This is a genomic window from Shewanella pealeana ATCC 700345 (assembly GCF_000018285.1).
GTDB classification, from domain to species: Bacteria; Pseudomonadota; Gammaproteobacteria; order Enterobacterales; family Shewanellaceae; genus Shewanella; species Shewanella pealeana.
Genome location: NC_009901.1, coordinates 2,613,004 through 2,630,532 on the forward strand (window position 1 = coordinate 2,613,004; position 17,529 = coordinate 2,630,532).

The following is a 17,529-nucleotide window of genomic DNA, read 5'->3' on the forward strand; positions in this document are numbered from 1 at the left end:
GCAGCTTATGAATTTAACATATACAAAACAACAACAAGCGTTTCGGTTAGAAGTACGCCAATGGTTAGCGGATAACTTACCGGAACAAAAATTAGCAAGTTACGATACCCGAGAAGGATTTGAGCAACATAGGGTGTGGGAAGGCAAATTATTTGATGCACGTTTATCCATGGTTATGTGGCCAGAAGAGCTTGGCGGTCGCGGTTGTGATCTTATTGAATGGTTGATCTTTGAAGAAGAATATTATGCTGCTGATGCGCCAATGCGGGTTAACCAAAATGGTCAGTTACTACTCGGGTCAACATTAATCGAATTTGGTACCGATGAGCAGAAAAAGCAATTTTTACCCCCTATGGCCGCGAGCCAACATATGTGGGCTCAAGCGTGGTCAGAGCCTAATGCCGGCTCTGATATGGCCGCAATTACCAGTAAAGCGATACGAGAAGGCGACCATTATGTGATCAACGGTCAAAAGACTTGGTCCACAAGAGCGAGTTTTGCCGATTGGTGTTTTGGCTTGTTCCGCAGCGATCCTACTTCGAGTCGCCATCATGGCTTGTCGTATCTAATGGTGCCACTCGACGCAGAAGGGGTGACCATTAGGCCGATAAAAGCCCTTAACGGAAAAGATGCTTTTGCAGAGATCTTTTTTGATAACGTTAAAGTTCCTGTGGTTAATCGGGTGGGGGATGAAGGCGTTGGTTGGCGGGTTGCGATGGCGACGGCAGGGTTTGAGCGAGGATTGTTACTGCGCTCTCCGGCACGTTTTCAGCAGACGGCTCGCAAATTAGTCGAGCTGTATAAAGCCAATCAACAAACTGCTGATAATGATCCGAGTATTCGCAATCAGGTCAGTGAATATTGGTCGGCCGCCGAGGCTTATGCATTGTCTGCATACAATACCGTTGGCCGGCTAAATCAAGGTGACAAGATTGGCGCCGAGTCGAGCATCAACAAGATTTTTTGGTCAGAGTTAGATTTGAAGATGCACGAAACCGCTATGCGGATTTTGGGTTCTCGCGCCGAGTTACTCGACAATGATGCACAAGAAGCATATTGGCTCGATGGCTTTTTATTTGCGCAAGCGGGTCCTATCTATGCGGGATCTAACGAAATTCAACGCAATATTATTGCGGAACGCATGCTTGGCCTGCCACGCGCCTAGGGGGAATTATGGACTTTACATTCACAGAAGATGAACTCGCATTTCGAGAAGCCATCAGTCGATTTTTAATGACCGAAGCGGCTCCTGAGGCGTTGAGAGAGATTTGGGAGACTGATACGGGACGCTCACCTGAATTGCGCAATAAAATTGCCGAGCAAGGCTTAACGGCACTATCTATTCCAGAAGAAGATGGCGGCTTAGGACTTGGTGACGTTGCTTGGTCTTTAATGACCCAAGAGCTGGGTTATTACGGGATCCCCGATAGCTTAGCTGATACTGCATATCTTGCTGCAGGCGTGCTAACAGCGCGGCCGCAAACTGACAATCTAGAACGCAATCAACAGATTAAGCAATGGTTAACTGCAATCGGCGAAGGCAGTATTCGTGTTGCTGTCGGCCATCCAGTTAATCCGCTAGTGGCTGACGCTGCAGTAGCTGATCTGTTAATCCTGCTCGATGGTGATGATGTACATGCCGTTACACGTAAAGATATTGATGTAGTGCTGCGCCCAAGTATCGATTCATCAAGACGGCTTGCTAAAGTCAGTTGGCAACCAAGTCGCGATAGCTTGCTTGCTTCAGGTGAAGTAGGCAAAGCGATTCAACAGCAAATATTAAACCGCGGCGCTTTGTCAGCGGCTGGGCAGTTGTTAGGTTTAGCGCAAAGAATGCTAGATCTGTCTATTGATTATGTTGCACAGCGTAAGCAATTTGGCCGTGTAATCGGTAGTTTTCAAGCCGTTAAACACCACTTGGCAGATGTGGCATCAAAAATAGAGATGGCAAAACCCGTGCTATACCGCGCTGCAAAGGAGTTTGATGACGAAAGTGTCGACTCTTCTGTGTATATTTCTCAAGCCAAGATTTTTTGCGCTGAAGCAGCACACTTGGCGGCAAAAAACGGTATTCAAGTCCATGGTGCAATGGGATACACCTGGGAAGTCGATTTGCAGATGTTTATGAAACGGACCTGGGTTTTAGAGTCGACTTGGGGCGATGTGAGCTTTCATAAAGCCAGAGTCAATGAGTTTGTGTTTGACGCAAATAACAAAATTGGTCCAGGCCAAACCTTTGGGAGAACATAATGGCAAATGCTTATATCGTTGATGCGCTTCGCAGCCCAACAGGCCGCCGTAAAGGAGGCTTGTCTCATATACATGCCATTGATTTAGCGGCTCATTCTTTAAAGGCATTAGTAGAACGTAATGCTATTCCTGCAGCAGATTATGATGACGTTATTTTTGGTTGTGTCGATACCATAGGTTCGCAAGCTGGCAATATTGCACGTACTTCATGGCTAGCTGCAGGTTTACCGCTGAATGTACCCGGAACCACAGTAGATCGCCAATGCGGCTCGTCACAGCAAGCGATACATTTTGCCGCGCAAGCAGTGATGAGCGGTACCCAAGATGTGATAGCAGTGGGTGGTGTGCAGACTATGACACAAATTCCGATATCTTCTGCAATGTTAGCAGGCCAACCTCTGGGATTTAGCACACCGTTTGCAGAAAGTGAATTGTGGCATAAACGCTTTGGCGATGCGCCGGTGGATCAATTTTATGCGGCGCAGCGAATTGCAGATAACTGGCAGATTAGCCGCGAAATGATGGAATCATTTTCGCTAGAGAGCCATAACCGCGCATTAACTGCGATTAAAGAAGGCTATTTTGAGCGAGAAATCGTGCCATTAGCCGGAGTCACTCAAGATGAAACGCCAAGAGTATCAAGCCTTGAAAAAATGGCGTCTCTTGAACCTGTAGGCGATGCGTATCCGTCAATTACAGCTGCAGTGTCGAGCCAAACCTGTGATGCGTCGGCAGCCATGTTAATTGTCTCAGAACAAGCATTAGCTAAATATCAGCTTAAACCACGGGCACGTATTCATCATCTAAGTGTACTTGGTGATGATCCCATCTGGCATCTAACTGCACCTATTGCTGCAACAAAAGCCGCATTACAAAAAGCTGGCATGACTCTAGATGATATTGATCTCGTTGAAATTAATGAAGCATTCGCATCGGTTGCGATGGCGTGGCTTAAAGAAACGGGATATAGCCACGATAAGACCAATGTGAATGGTGGCGCAATTGCACTTGGGCATCCTTTAGGCGCGACAGGCGTACGCTTAATGACTGGTTTGTTACACGAGCTAGAGCGGCGCGGTGGGCGCTTTGGGTTACAAACAATGTGTGAGGGCGGTGGCCTTGCCAATGTCACCATTATTGAGCGTTTGTCATAAGCGACTTGAGCCAATACAAAAACAATAAAAGTTAGTGCAATTGAGGGAGCATAGAATGAAAGCATGTAATTCGAGAACCGTAATTATTACCGGCAGTGGCGGTGGCCTAGGTCGAGCTTATGCGTTAGCGTTGGCTGCAGAAGGAGCCAATGTAGTAGTTAATGATATTCGCGCCGACGCTGCTGCAGCCGTTGTTGACGAGATCTTGACTCAAGGTGGGCAAGCTATTGCGAACTCAGATGACATTACTCGCATGGACACCGCAACCAACATTGTCGATGCAGCGTTAGAGGCATTTGGTGAGGTACATGTACTGATTAATAATGCCGGTGTTTTGGCTGACAGAATGTTTATTAGCCTTAGCGAAGCAGATTGGGACAAGGTCATGCAGGTTCACTTAAAGGGCCATTTTTGTTTAGCCAATATTTTGGGGCGTCGTTGGCGTGACCTTGCAAAGGCCGGTCAACCGGTTGACGCACGGATCATCAATACTAGCTCAGGTGCAGGGCTTCAAGGCTCTATTGGGCAGTCAAACTACTCTGCTGCTAAAGGTGGCATTGCATCGTTAACATTAGTTCAAGCAGCTGAACTGGGGCGTTACGGGGTAACAGTAAATGCACTCGCGCCCGCAGCCCGCACCTCAATGACCCAAAGTGCCATGCCTGATGTGGTAAAGAAACCAGAAGATGGTAGTTTTGACCTGTGGGCGCCGGAAAATGTTGCGCCGCTGGTTGTATGGTTAAGCAGTTCTGAATCGAAGCATATCTCAGGACAGATCTTGGAAAGCCAAGGTGGACGGATCTCCTTATGTGATGGTTGGCGTACCGGTTTGACGGTAGATCATGGTAAACGATGGGAAATTAGCGAGGTAGGCTACGCTGTTGACCAACTCATAGGAAAAGCACCTGCAGCACAAAAAGTATGGGGTAGCTAAGGATTTTAGCTAAAAGCCTTTAGCTGAATTGAGACAATTGACCACGATAATGGATTAGCACCGAGGACAAATGGCAATGAACGATAATATTGATAATAAAAGACGTAGTTTGCTTAAAACAGGTACAGCACTTGGTGCTGCAGCATTGAGTGGAGTTTCATTAATCGCGCAAGGGGCTGACGCCGGTAACAGACAAAAGGCTAAGGTTGCGAGTGCCGATTTACCATTACCCGAGTACGATAACCTCGATGTTGTCGCGATGGCTGAATCTCTTAAAAAAGGTGAACTTACTCCTATAGAGTTGTTTGATGCGGCTTATGCACGCTTTGAAAGTCGCTCGGCAATCAATGTTGTTGCGGTGGAACATTTTGAACAAGCACGTGAGCATGCTTTGACGCTAAGTAAAGCGGGCAATAAAGAGCGCGCCGACAGTAACGCGCCACTTCGTGGTGTTCCTTTCGCGTTAAAAGATCTGCATATAAAAGTAAAAGGGACTGTTACGACCAATGGTAGCCCACTTTTTAAAGACTCGGTAGCAACCAACAACTCCACTCTTACTCAGCGGTATATGGACGCAGGCTTGAATATCATGGCTAAGTTGACCAGCCCTGAGTTTGGCCAAACGGCGACCACCGAATCGGCTCTTCACGGTGATACGCTAAATCCTTGGGACCTTGCTCGAACTAGCGGCGGCTCAAGCGGAGGCTCTGCGGCAACAGTTGCGGCAAGAATATTGCCAGCGGCACATGCAAGTGATGGCGGCGGCTCAATCCGAATTCCTGCATCAAACTGTGGTGTATTTGGTTTAAAGCCGAGTAGGGGACGAGTACCAATGGGCCCAGGAGCTATAGAGGGCTGGATGGGATTGTCAGTTCATAATACGGTGACCCGTTCAGTACGAGATTCGGCACTGTTACTCGACTTAACTCAAGGTAAAGAGGCAGGCTCTCGCATTACTCACCAAGATCAGAGCTTAATGGCTGCAATTAAAAAAGCGCCAAAAGGCCTGAAAATAGCGGTGATGAATAACCATCCCTTCGGCTTGCCCATTCATCCTGACTGCATTAAGGCGGTAAATAAAACTGCCAAACTGTTAGCTGCACTAGGGCATCACGTTGAAGAGGCACAGCCCATATTACCTATAGAAGGTATGTTTAAAGGCATGGGGGTCGCTACAACGAGTGGCTTACTTTACACCATTCAAGAGCAAGAAAAATTGCTCGGCCGTAAAGCACGAGAAGAGGAGTTTTCACCCATCGTGTGGCGTCACCTGCAAAATGCACCTAATTACACCGCTCAGAATGTGTTTAGTGCCCGTAGTGCGTTTGATGATGGCGCAAAGGCATTTGACCACTTCTTCAGTGATTACCATTTGATCCTGTCACCGGTAACCGCGGTGCCACCACCTAAAATCGGTGCGCTAAGCTTAAATCAACCCTATGATGATTTTGTGCAAGATATTATGTATGCCTCACCGATTACCGCACTGTTCAATATGACGGGCTTACCCGCTATGTCGGTTCCTTTACACTGGAACGATGATGGCTTACCTATTGGAGTGCAGTTTGCCGGACCTTACGGCGGCGAGCCCTTGCTGTTATCTTTAGCAGCGCAGTTAGAGCAAGCATCGCCGTGGGCAGATAAATTACCAGGGTTTATTAGTTAAGCTTCGAATGAAGCTTGAATACATGTTTTATCTACGTATTTCGGCAACTCCGATGGGGAACGGTGTTTTTCTGTATGTGCCATAACTTACTTTTGCCCCAACGTTGGTTAGCCTTCGAGTGAAGGCTGATCACATTTTTTCTCAGCTGTGGCTACGGGGAAGTGTGTTCTACATTTTCGCTTCATGGCTATCAATCGCCTCCAGCGGGGTATGTGCAGATACTGCTGAAGCACGCCTCAAGTACGTCCGTGTAGGCTCAACGAAAACATCCCTGTTTCCGACGGCTTCAGCCGTACCTACACTAGGTAATGGGTGTACTTATTTAGGTTGGTGTTGCTTGATGTCTAACTTGGAAATGCCCCAAAGCTAGCTAAGGAAGAAGTTTGTTTGCACCCTGTTTATCAGCTTAGCAATAGCTAAGCTAATGTGAGGCGCAACACACAACAACTGCGCCCGAATTATCATATGAGCCGAAGCCTAGTGACTTTTCACCCTGAGTGAACATTACAATTTATGCAATGATGAAGGTTGTTTTTTCACTCAAGCAGAGAAACTAGAATAGAGTTCTTTCTATGTTATAACTCATTGTTAAGGAATTGGTTTACTGTTAGTCTTGAGTAATTAAAGTACTGGCGTTCTGTTCTTATGAAGACCGTTCTTATTCGGAATTCAGCCTAATATACTGTTATGTTTTCAAGGAGGGCGGATGCCTGAACCTATTACAACTGTAGGACTAGGTGCAATTGCTGCGTATTTAGGCAAAGATGGAATAGCAAAGATACTTGGTCCCACAGCCGAGTATCTTGGTGGTGAACTACAAGAGTTCACTAAAAAAAGAATGAATAATGTTGGACAAATCTTCAGTAATGCAGAAAAAAAGCTAGGAGATAAAGTAGAGCAACCCGGCGCAATTCCACCTAAAGTTCTTAAAACAGTAATAAATGAGGGGTCTTATTCTGAAGATCAAATTGCCGTAGAATACTTCGGTGGTGTCTTAGCATCTTCAAGAACAGAATTATCAAGAGATGATAGAGGAGCAAGGATAGCGAAAGCATTAGATATTTTGTCGTGCTATCAGCTAAGAGCCCACTATCTAATTTACTCCTCACTCTCGCACCTTTTTAAAAATAAAGGTCAAAGCCTTAGAATGAACGAGCAACGTGATAAATTGGAAATGTTTATACCATTTGACGGTTTTGCTAATGCAATGGGCTTGACTCAAAAAGAGTGGGATAACCCTCAATTACTAACCCATATTTTTCAGGGGCTTAATTCAGATGGTCTTATCAGTGATCGCTGGGCATTTGGCCCAGTAGATACTTTAAAAACTATGAGTAGCAGCCCATTAATAACATTACCTGGTATTGTATGCACGCCTACATCAAGTGGTGCAGAACTTTTTCTATGGGGTTTTGGTAGTGGAAACCAAGATTTAGATTACATTTTCACAAATGATTTTTCTGCAAAGGTTGATGGGACTCCTGAATTAATTCAAGGCGCTCTAGCAACAAAAACATAGCAAGGTAATCAAACGGCCACGTAACCGTTTTCTCGGTTCCGCTTCGTTATACATTCTAGCCAACTATTACTTGCCGCTTATTGCTGCGTTATGTTTAAGGAGTAGATGTTGAGAAACTCGATATTTTCAAAGGTTTTCTTTAGAGACCCGACTCAAAGTGTTGGTCTATTGAAGTGGGTGAAACTTACATTACTAGAGTCTTATCTTGGTGAGCAAGTAATCGACATTATATTGTCTGTCTCATCCTATCAAACTAAATCTATTACTTGGAAAGGTGGAGACCACGCTGAAGGAGGGTATCGAGGGGAGCTAGAGTTTTTCATCCCTGCAACCTTGATCAACAGGTTGTTGAAGACGCATATTCTAGAGCTACTTGAAATTAAGTATTTTCAGCATTACCAAGTTCTTGAAAAGGGGAATACTAAGGAGAACAAAGCTTTATTTTCAGCAAATCCTAATAATCTTCCAGTATTGTCTGAGTTAAAGCTTAGTTATAACACTATATGGGTAGTCATAAACGTTACTATTGATGTGATTGTTTATTTGGCTACTTCTGATATTTCGGCTGCACTTTTAAGTGGGGCAGTGATTGAGTTTATTAGGCGTTTTAAAATTTAAGCATAACGAATGATATGGGGGCAGTGTAAACTTTGATTGAACACCATACATTCCCTAATCCCGCGAGCCATTTTTAGACACTTTAATCTAACGTATTTCTGTCCAAAAACGAGCTGGGGCTTTAGTCATAACTTAAAACCATAGTGGCGCATTTAGGCTTACAAAAAACACCTATTCCCCATCGAAGTTGCCGAAGGAGTTGAAGTCAATCACGTGAGCGAGGCAGGATGCTGAGGTAGCCTTAGTAGAGCCATGGAAGACGATTCTGAGGCGATAGCGATTGTCGAAAATAACTGAGGCTAGTATCGAATGCATGTAACTTCGTCTGGGGCGCTGAGGGTTTTTTAAGGGGGACTAGCGCTTTCCCCCTTGACTCGGGTGCGGGCGAAGCGCCGCGACGTTAGTTGTTAGACAGAGTCTAATTTGAAATCAGTGTGTGAGCTGAAAGCTCATGACCTCTATCGAGCACCGCTTGATTACTTAAAACGCTTTAGAGGTTTTCGAACTAAAAGCTCTAAATCACTTTTGTCCACTAACGAGCTAGACCTTTAGTCATAACACTAAACTCCAAGAATGTGCTTTTCTAACTCGGTGCAGATACGGCTGAGACCGTCGAAAACATGGATGTTTTCGTTGAGCTCACATGGACGTGCTTGCAGCGTGTCTCAGAAGTGTCTGCACATATGCTGCCCGCAGGCCATTGGAACCACTTTTGTTAGATGCCACTCTTAGCCAAAAATATATCGAGTCTTTTGGGGTTTTGTAATCAAACTAAGTTTGATTTGGCTTTACGAGGTAGTCGAGCTGCAAGCTCCAACAAACTTTTGTCTAACAACGAACTAAAAAAACGGCTCCTGTAGGAGCCGTATTAATTAACACAGATTTAAGTGACTAATGTAACTAATGTAACTAATGTAACTGAGTTAAGTACATAGAGTTTTAGTGACTAGAACGCCCACTTAACGTTTAAACCAATATAATCTCTGTCACTTAACGTGCGCTCTTTATACGCTTCATCTACATCAGGGTCGCCATAATAGCCGACATAGTCTAACGAGGTTTGGATTCCTGTCGGATTATGGGTAAAGCTAATGCCGACGCGTGCACGGTTATCCCCTTGACCACCCACACCGCCAGTTATGACACGCCCGCTTAACTGATTACTGTAGGCTAACGGTATGCTCATGTCCCAACTTTCGAAAATACCTGGATAAGACAGAGTTAAGCTCGCTGCAATAGCAAAACTATGATCTTCATAATAAAGCTCATTAGTATCTGGCGTTCCCGGAATACCAATATTGCGAGCTTCAACATCAAGAATGTCAACATAGCTCGCTTCAATGGTTAGGTTAGTTGCATCCGCTATAGACGTACGACCAAAGTTAACAATCGCATTTAAGTTAGCTTGTAAAATCTCAGCTTTACTCGGTTGAACCATTTCAAATGCCGTGACTAATGCGGGGGCTCCATCTTTATAGCTTACCTCCGCGCCAATTGACGCCGGGCCAGTACTGGTCGACATCGTCGCTCCAACTAAGGTTATTTCATCGAAATAACGCACATTGTAGCCACCGGATGGGAACTGGCCAGCGTTTGCCATAATGTCAATTTCAACCATAGGAATACGGTCGTTGTAGTTAAGATAATATAGCCCTAGCTCTGTTACGTCGGTAATACGATAGCGACTACCTACACCCCATTGACTGGTTTCATCAGGCGTAATATCTGGACCACGAGGACCAAATGCACAGGTTCCGTCAGGTAGGGCTTGTAGACAGTAAGCGCCATGGCCTACTGCTTGGCTGGTACTAAAGAAAGTACCGGGTGACGCGACAATCGTTTCTTCCCAGTTAAACTGCCAGTGCGCCATAACCGACCAATTATTGGTTAATTCAGCTTGTACTGACACCTGTTGCTCTGGAAGAAGGATATCTTTTACTTCGGTACCGGGTACATAGCTTTTAATCGCATCAGAAGGCCCTTGTGCAAGTGAGATACTTGGAAAAAATAGCGCTTCGCCCCATGCAACAACTTGCTGACCTACACGCAAATCTACATAGCCTTCATCACCCAATACAAAAGCGGTATATGCATACAAGTCGAGTAATCGCGTGTAACCACCATGCCATCTTTGCGCTTCGCTACTAAATTTATCATCTTGATAAACATCATCATAGAAGGTGCTACCAGATACAACTAAGCCACTATTACCCCATCTAAGGTGGCTCTCTAATAGTAGATATAGGCCGTTACCGATCAAATCATGCTGTTCAAAATTAGCATCTCCTTGGCTGCCTGCAGCCAAAATCTCATCCGGCTTTTCTAAGCGCATACCGGCGCTATAAGTTAACGTGCCTTTCCAATCTAGTGTCACGTCATCGCCAAGTTTAATGGTTTCTGCGCTATATGCCGAACTACTCAGGCATGAGCCTAAAATCGCCAGTGCTAAGGTATTTCGCTTAAATTTTTTCAAACTATCTCTCCCTAGATATTATTATATTAATGGCTTAAACGGCGTAGCGCTGCGGGGGTAAAGTTACTGGAAGTAAAGTCACCTTTGTTTAAGATAGGACCTTTATCTTGTTCCTGGAAAAGGTTGTAACCAACATAGCCACCACTGGTAAGATCGTGGTAGAAACTACTACCGGGCTCAAAAGCTTGGGTATCGAAGGCGTAGTAATAATTTACAAAAGCGTGTTGAACTAACTCATCTCGGGTATCGTAGTAATCGGCAACAATTGCATGCCAATTATCTTCATCTAGATACATGGTGCGTCGACCATATTTATGACGATAATCTTCTTTTAACTTTCCTTCTAATACCCAAACGCGGCGCAGCTCATAGCGCATGTATTCAGGGTTTGCATGGTTCACCTGCAATAGGGAGTCATATTTAACATCACCTTTATTTACCTTGTAGGTGTTAACTGGGATAAAGATCTCTTTGCGTTCGCCTAGCGTCCAGTTATAACGCTCTGGCGACCCATTCATTAGGCGATCTGAATCGATAGTGAGTTTTCCTGAAGAGGCACTTAGCGGTGTATCAAACCCGTATTCCGGTAACTGACGTACACGACGTGTTCCCGGGTTATAGTTCCATGCCAAGCGCTTACCCTGTGCATAGTTATTGGGTTCTGAAACAACTGTCGCACTTCCCTTAGTTCGAGTGGGGAGGATATTAATTGCTAATCCATAGGCTTGAACTTTGCCTAAACGCTCACCAAGTTGCTCTGGCACTGTACCTGTAAATATGCCGTATGAACGCGTTCTTCCCCATGCAATGACACCATCAGAGCTCACATCTGCAATGTCTCTTGTGGTATCAAATGTAAATGCTCGATATGCATAATTATTATTGGCTAGGGCTTGTAGCGGTTGCTCCATATCTGGGATAGGGAAGGGAACTCCACCCTGGTAGCCGGTAAATCCAAGGCCGTCATCAACGAGTTTAGCCTCCACTGCATTTCGCTTTACAACTTCACAAGAGGCATCTGGGTATCTAAAGTCTCTTCGCCCAGTGTAAACCGGCATTTTGAACGTATCAGGGTATTGCTCGAACATGGCCTTTTGACCAACGGTAAGTTGATCGCTATATTTCTGCCAGTTTTTGCCATCGATAGTATAAATGGGTTTGTCGTCTGCATAAGGGTCTACTAGGTGCTGTCCTACGCTTAGCTCATATTCAACTCCTGGTGGCTTTCCTAACCATTTTCCTGAATAAGCAGGGATGGTTCCTGCCGAATTACCTGCTGCTATTGCGCCTACACAAGTTAATTCATTGCCCAATTTGGCAACTTGCTCAGCGGGTGCACTCGCTAATGCAAAGTGTGATTGAACTATTAGCAAACTGGTCACTATTGGTGGTAACAGATTCTTTTTTAGCATCTTTATTCCTCTAGTTATGGTTCATATTGCTACAAGGTCTTGTTGATAATCTCATTATTTTTTTGTTTAAAAATATATCGCGCATTCCGATTATTTTGTAAAAAAAACAGATGAGAATCGTCTATTGGGACTAGTGCTAATAGAGGTAATGGCGTTTGGATTAGGTAGATCTTCTCTGCACTTAAACGTCTATTTATTCAGTTGTTAATGATTTCCTTATATTTAATTCATAAAAAGGCTAACGGTTTGTGAGCATTCAATTCGCCGTACTGGCTTTTTAGTCCACTTTGACGATGAATTAACTGCTCTAGCTCTGCTTAATGACACTTATCCGGCCATGTTGAAATGATTTTGCTCAACATTTGTATGGCAATTTAAATATCGAGGGGAAGAATATGAAGCAAGCACCTGAATATGTCGCGGGCCATGGGTTACTGAAAGGTAAGTCTGTATTGATCACTGCAGCTGCTGGCGCTGGAATTGGATTTGCTGCCGCTCGACGAGCCGCAGAAGAAGGGTGCCGGGCTTTAATGATTTCAGACATTCACCCAAGGCGGCTCGATGAAGCCGTTACTCGCTTACGTGCAGAAACTGGACTAGAGCAGGTATATGGTCAAATTTGCGATGTCACCAATCAACAAGATGTCAGTACATTAGTGCAATTAGCGGAGTCAAAGCTTGCCGGCATTGATGTACTCATCAACAACGCCGGATTGGGTGGACAAAAGAACGTTGTCGATATGTCTGATAATGAATGGTCTACGGTGCTTGATATTACTTTAACGGGCACCTTTAGAATGATCCGTGAGATCTTGCCCCACATGCAGGCTCGTGGACATGGCGTTATTGTTAACAATGCGTCAGTACTTGGCTGGCGTGCACAAAAAGAGCAAGCACATTATGCCGCCGCGAAGGCAGGTGTCATGGCATTAACCCGCTGTAGTGCTTTAGAAGCCGCAGAGCATGGCGTACGAATTAATGCGGTATCACCGTCAATCGCGTTACATGATTTTTTAAAGAAAGCTTCTAGCGAAGAATTGCTTAACCAACTTGCGAGTAAAGAAGCATTTGGCCGCGCAGCCGAAGTTTGGGAAGTGGCAAATGTCATGATGTTTCTCGCCAGCGATTACTCATCTTATATGGCGGGTGAAGTGGTTTCTGTCAGTTCGCAACAGGCTTAGGAGGTGTTCTCATGGCTAATATTGAAATATTAACTGCAGAGCAATTACTAGACTCAGCAAGCCTAGATCTGGGGCATTCCGATTGGTTAACCATTTCTCAAGAAAGAATAAACCTTTTTGCCGAAGCTACCGGCGACCATCAATGGATCCATGTTGATCCAGAGCGGGCCGCGACGGGTCCTTTTGGTGCTTGTATCGCTCATGGTTACCTTAGTCTTTCTCTAGTGAATTTGTTTCTACCGCAACTCGTTGAAATAAGAAACATCAGTATGGGCGTTAACTACGGCTGCGATAAAGTGCGCTTTCCCGCTGTAGTACCGGTTGGTAGCAAGGTCCGCGGCCAAGGAAAAATTATTCATAGCGTAAATAAAGGCGCGTTTATCCAAGCCACCATTCGCGTCACCATTGAGATCCAAGGTTCTGACCGCCCAGCCTGTGTGGTTGACACCATCAGTTGCTACACCTTTGATACGCCAACGACAAACTCTAATAACTAAAGGAATTATAAGATGACAGAAGCAGTGATCGTCTCCGTTGCACGTACCGCATTAAGCAAATCTTTTCGTGGCGCATTTAATGATACTGAAGCCCCGGTTCTTGGTGGCCATGTTGTCAAGTCTGTCGTTGAGCGTGCTGGTATTGACCCTAAGTCTATCGATGATGTGATTATGGGCGCAGCAGCCCAGCAGGGGACCCAATCCTACAACATTGGCAGACTCTCAGCTTATACCGCTGGCCTACCCGATACCGTATCAGGCATGGCACTAGACCGTATGTGCGCATCGGGTTTAATGAGTATTGGTGTTGCAGCAAAATCGATTATGACTGACGAGATGAGCACCGTTGTTGCCGGTGGCGTTGAGTCGTTATCGTTAACCCAAAATAAATATAAGAATACTTATCGAGCACAGTCTCAAGCGGCAATTGCTGCAATGCCTAGTGCTTACATTCAAATGATCGAAACTGCCGAAATTGTCGCAGAGCGCTACGGCATCAGTCGTCAGGCTCAAGATGAATACTCGCTGCTAAGTCAGCAACGCACCGCTAGCGCCCAGCAAGCGGGTTACTTTAATGATGAAATTGTACCGATTACTGTTCAGCAACTGACCTTTGATGAAAACCGCCAACCAGCAGGCCATAAAGAAACGATTGCGTTACAAGACGATTGTAATAGACCGCAAACAACGCTAGACAGTTTGTCTAATCTTGCTCCTGTTTGGAAAGGTGGCGAGTGGACTGGCGAAGGCCGCAATGTTACCGCGGGCAATGCATCACAGTTTGCCGATGGCGCAGCGGCAAGTTTATTAATGAGTAAAACCCAAGCAGCAAGCCTTGGTATTGCCCCCTTAGGAACTTACAAAGGTATTGCCGTAGCAGGTTGTGCCCCAGAAGAGATGGGAATAGGTCCGGTGCTCGCTATCCCCAAACTGTTAAAGCGTTTTGGTCTGACCATTGATGATATAGGTCTGTGGGAGATCAATGAAGCCTTTGCAAGCCAAGTTGTTTATTGCCAACACAAGTTAGAGATCCCCGCCGATAGATTAAATGTAAATGGCGGCGCTATTTCTATTGGGCACCCATTTGGTATGTCTGGCGCTCGTATGGTGGGTCATGCACTGATTGAAGGCAGGCGTCGAGGCGTTAAATACGTTGTTGTAGCAATGTGTATTGGCGGTGGTATGGGCGCAGCAGGACTCTTTGAAGTCAATCAGTAATAAAGGAGTGATTCATGTCAGTAATTTTAGAAAAAGCACAGAAACTATTCTTGTCAGACAATGACGCAAATGTACTCACAGGCCATCAATTTGAAACGGTTAATTATTTAGTCAAAGACAAAATAGGCATTATCGAGCTAAATCGACCCAATAAAATGAATGCTTTCAATCAAACCATGCGCAGCGAGCTGCAGGCTGCGATAGAAATGGCAGACAATAATGACGATTTAAGAGTGATTATGATCCGTGGTGCTGGTGATCACTTCTCTTCGGGCGCGGACTTGAAAGAGCTTGTTGGTGCCAAGCACGGTATAGAGGCACAGATCCTTAATGAATATAAGCCATTTTTATCACGTATTGCCCAGTCAAAAAAGATTTATATGGCAGTTGTACAAGGCGCCGCAGCAGGGATAGGCGGTTCGTTAGCCTTAAATTGTGACTTAGTCGTTATGGCTGAAAGCGCCTGCCTTTTTCAGGCTTTTGCCGCTATTGGATTAGTGCCTGATGGAGGCGCAAGCTGGCATTTAGTCAATAAACTGGGCTACAAGAAAGCGTTCGAACTTTGCGTCGAGGCCGACAAGCTCACGGCGCTGGAGTGTCTGAGCAGCGGCTTGGTCAATCGTATTTCTGATGATGCAAGTGTGCAAGGTGATGCACTTGTTTGGGCACAAAAATTGGCCACCGGAGCACCACTATCACAGCAGTACTTAAAGCGATTATTGCAACAAGCTCAGCGAGGGAGCTTACACGACACCATTCGCCAAGAGGCGCTGTATCAGCAGTTCTGCTTCAACAGTGACGATTTTAAAGAAGGTGTGAATGCCTTTTTTGAAAAACGCGATGCAACCTTTACTGGTAAGTAGCTGATATTAACCCGAATTAAAGCAATAGATCAGATTATTAAGAACGTTATTAATGGGAGACGTCATGCGCGAAGTCATGGATTTTGATGTTGTGATTGTAGGAGCTGGGCCTTCAGGGCTATCCGCCGCTTGCAGGCTCATGCAGCTGAGTAAACAGGAAAACCAACAAATTTCTGTTTGTGTTGTGGAGAAAGGTTCAGAGGTTGGGGCACATATCCTATCTGGCGCCATTATCGAACCTCGAGCAATCGATGAGTTGTTTCCCGATTGGCGGACTCTAGGGGCACCATTAACAACCAGCGTGACAGAAGATAGATTACTTTTTTTGTCTGATAATAAAAAATCAATCACCTTGCCCCAAGTCGCTGTTCCAAAGCCGTTACATAATCAGGGAAACTATATTGCAAGTTTAGGTAATGTTTGCCGTTGGTTGGCTGAACAAGCTGAAGCGTTAGGAGTCGAGATATTTCCTGGATTCGCTGCGGCAGAAGTCCTATACCATGAGGATGGCTCAGTAAAAGGCATTGCAACCGGAGACATGGGGGTCAGTAAAGATGGTCAACCGAACTCTCAATACATGCAAGGCATGGAGCTGCATGCAAAATTTACCTTATTCGGTGAAGGGTGCCGTGGTCATTTAGGAAAAGAACTGATCCACAAGTTTGGCTTAGCCGATGAAAGTGATGCACAGCATTATGGGCTGGGAATGAAAGAGATCTGGGACATTAATCCTGAGCTGCATCGTCCTGGACTGGTTGTGCATGGTTTTGGCTGGCCACTTGATAAAAATGCTGGCGGTGGTTTTTTCCTATACCACACCGATAATCATCAGCTAGTTGTAGGCTTAATTGTCGATCTCAATTACAGCAATACTCATTTAAGTCCTTTTGATGAATTTCAGCGCTTAAAGCATCACCCACAATTGGCACAATATCTAAAAGGTGGGTCACGGGTGTCGTATGGAGCAAGGGCTATAGCTAAAGGGGGACTCAATGCGTTACCTGTAATGAGTTTTGCTGGAGGCATGCTGCTAGGTTGTAATGCTGGCACATTAAATGTGGCAAAAATTAAAGGTACCCATACCGCAATGAAGTCGGGGATGTTATGTGCTGAAACCGTATTTGACCTGCTCAATAACGACGTAACATCAGGCTCCACTGACGCAGTGTTCGAAGCTAAATTTAAACAGTCTTGGCTTTATGAGGAGCTACATAGCAGCCGAAATTTTGGGCCCGCATTACACAAATACGGTACGCTCGCTGGCGGTGGCTTTAACTATATTGATCAGAATTGGTTTGGCGGAAAGTTACCCTTGTCGCTACGAGATAATATTGAAGACCATGCTTGCCTCCTCCCCAGCAGTGAGTCAAAACCCATTACTTACCCCAAACCTGATGGAATCTTAAGTTTTGATAAGTTGACCTCGGTATTTCTGTCCAATACCAATCACGAAGAAGATCAGCCTTGCCATTTATCACTACTCGATCATTCCGTGCCTTCTAAACACAACATCCCAATTTTTGATGAACCAGCAGCACGCTATTGTCCTGCTGGGGTATACGAGGTAGTTGACAACGGCGGAGGCAATGCACTGCAAATCAATGCGCAGAATTGTTTGCATTGTAAAACCTGCGACATAAAAGATCCGTCACAAAATATCAGATGGACAGTGCCAGAAGGCGGTGGCGGGCCGAGCTATCCCAACATGTAAAGCATATACGTTGTGATAAACCTCAGTGCCTAG

General features: G+C 45.2%; 14 protein-coding genes. 12 read left to right on the forward strand and 2 right to left on the reverse strand.

The features are described 5' to 3' along the window. The first annotated feature begins 7 nt into the window (after nt 1–7). The 7 genes from SPEA_RS11335 (at nt 8) to SPEA_RS11365 (ending at nt 8,141) form a co-directional block, all read left to right on the forward strand. A complete protein-coding gene (locus SPEA_RS11335) occupies nt 8–1,165 on the forward strand; it encodes an acyl-CoA dehydrogenase family protein (RefSeq protein ID WP_012155395.1) in 1,158 nt (385 codons plus the stop codon). An 8-nt stretch (nt 1,166–1,173) separates the two neighbouring features. Beyond that, entirely contained in the window at nt 1,174–2,250 is a 1,077-nt protein-coding gene (locus tag SPEA_RS11340) for an acyl-CoA dehydrogenase family protein (RefSeq protein ID WP_012155396.1), read from the forward strand. Continuing rightward, nucleotides 2,250–3,404 carry an acetyl-CoA C-acetyltransferase gene (locus SPEA_RS11345; RefSeq protein WP_012155397.1) on the forward strand — a complete coding sequence of 385 codons (1,155 nt, stop codon included), beginning with the start codon at nt 2,250–2,252 and terminating at the stop codon, nt 3,402–3,404. The genes SPEA_RS11340 and SPEA_RS11345 overlap by 1 nt, the downstream gene beginning before the upstream one ends. 55 nt (nt 3,405–3,459) lie before the next feature. Then, the gene (locus tag SPEA_RS11350; RefSeq protein ID WP_012155398.1) at nt 3,460–4,338 is read left to right on the forward strand and encodes an SDR family oxidoreductase; all 879 of its coding nucleotides are present in this window, start codon (nt 3,460–3,462) and stop codon (nt 4,336–4,338) included. Nucleotides 4,339–4,414: 76 nt separating this feature from the next. Then, nucleotides 4,415–6,004 (forward strand): amidase, encoded by a 1,590-nt coding sequence (locus SPEA_RS11355; RefSeq protein WP_041411472.1) that lies wholly within the window; start codon nt 4,415–4,417, stop codon nt 6,002–6,004. A gap of 706 nt (nt 6,005–6,710) precedes the next feature. Beyond that, the gene (locus SPEA_RS11360; RefSeq protein WP_012155400.1) at nt 6,711–7,523 is read left to right on the forward strand and encodes a hypothetical protein; all 813 of its coding nucleotides are present in this window, start codon (nt 6,711–6,713) and stop codon (nt 7,521–7,523) included. Nucleotides 7,524–7,628: 105 nt separating this feature from the next. Next, nucleotides 7,629–8,141 (forward strand): hypothetical protein, encoded by a 513-nt coding sequence (locus tag SPEA_RS11365; protein WP_223296497.1) that lies wholly within the window; start codon nt 7,629–7,631, stop codon nt 8,139–8,141. 946 nt (nt 8,142–9,087) lie between these two features. Here the strand turns inward: SPEA_RS11365 and SPEA_RS11370 are convergent. Beyond that, complete coding sequence (locus tag SPEA_RS11370) at nt 9,088–10,614, reverse strand: DUF1302 domain-containing protein (protein WP_012155402.1); 1,527 nt, start codon at nt 10,612–10,614, stop codon at nt 9,088–9,090. 26 nt (nt 10,615–10,640) lie between these two features. After that, the gene (locus SPEA_RS11375) at nt 10,641–12,026 is read right to left on the reverse strand and encodes a DUF1329 domain-containing protein (RefSeq protein WP_012155403.1); all 1,386 of its coding nucleotides are present in this window, start codon (nt 12,024–12,026) and stop codon (nt 10,641–10,643) included. Between the two features lie 395 nt (nt 12,027–12,421). On the opposite strand from SPEA_RS11375, the gene SPEA_RS11380 reads away from it, so the two are divergent. From SPEA_RS11380 to SPEA_RS11400, 5 genes are all read left to right on the forward strand, one after another. Next, a complete protein-coding gene (locus SPEA_RS11380) occupies nt 12,422–13,207 on the forward strand; it encodes an SDR family oxidoreductase (protein WP_012155404.1) in 786 nt (261 codons plus the stop codon). Nucleotides 13,208–13,218: 11 nt separating this feature from the next. After that, nucleotides 13,219–13,704: a MaoC family dehydratase gene (locus SPEA_RS11385; protein WP_012155405.1), complete on the forward strand. Its 486-nt coding sequence runs from the start codon at nt 13,219–13,221 to the stop codon at nt 13,702–13,704. Between the two features lie 12 nt (nt 13,705–13,716). Continuing rightward, entirely contained in the window at nt 13,717–14,922 is a 1,206-nt protein-coding gene (locus SPEA_RS11390; protein ID WP_012155406.1) for an acetyl-CoA C-acyltransferase, read from the forward strand. Between the two features lie 14 nt (nt 14,923–14,936). Further along, nucleotides 14,937–15,785, forward strand: a complete 849-nt coding sequence (locus tag SPEA_RS11395) for an enoyl-CoA hydratase/isomerase family protein (RefSeq protein ID WP_012155407.1) — start codon at nt 14,937–14,939, stop codon at nt 15,783–15,785. A 64-nt stretch (nt 15,786–15,849) separates the two neighbouring features. Beyond that, nucleotides 15,850–17,496, forward strand: a complete 1,647-nt coding sequence (locus SPEA_RS11400; protein ID WP_012155408.1) for an electron transfer flavoprotein-ubiquinone oxidoreductase — start codon at nt 15,850–15,852, stop codon at nt 17,494–17,496. Nucleotides 17,497–17,529: the final 33 nt, after the last annotated feature.